This window comes from Neoluteolibacter marinus (assembly GCF_014904755.1).
Classification (GTDB): Bacteria; Verrucomicrobiota; Verrucomicrobiia; order Verrucomicrobiales; family Akkermansiaceae; genus Haloferula; species Haloferula marina.
In genome coordinates this window covers 1-244 of sequence record NZ_JACZFQ010000262.1, presented here as the reverse complement: position 1 = coordinate 244, position 244 = coordinate 1, and the positions used below count along the sequence as shown (strand labels likewise).

1 protein-coding gene is annotated in these 244 nt (G+C 67.2%); it reads right to left on the bottom strand.

Going from position 1 to position 244, the window contains the following annotated elements; translation table 11 throughout:
- On the bottom strand, positions 1-160 hold a 160-nt coding region (locus IG178_RS26305; RefSeq protein ID WP_193215245.1), incomplete at its 3' end, for a thiamine pyrophosphate-binding protein.
- Positions 161-244: the final 84 nt, after the last annotated feature.

The following is a 244-nucleotide window of genomic DNA, read 5'->3' as shown; positions in this document are numbered from 1 at the left end:
CCTTCTGGAAGAGCAGGTAGGCGGCCGGGGCCAGGCTCATGGCCGTCCCGGGATGTCCCGAGCCCACCTTCTCCACGGCGTCCGCGGCGAGCACGCGGACGGTGTCCACGGCGCGGCGATCGACATCGGTCCAGGTGAGTGTCTGATCAGACTGAGACACAGGTGCACTGTCCTTTCTCGGGGCGCATGGCACCGCTCGCACGTGCGGCGATGCCGGAGTTGTGGTTCCAGCCTAGATCACACG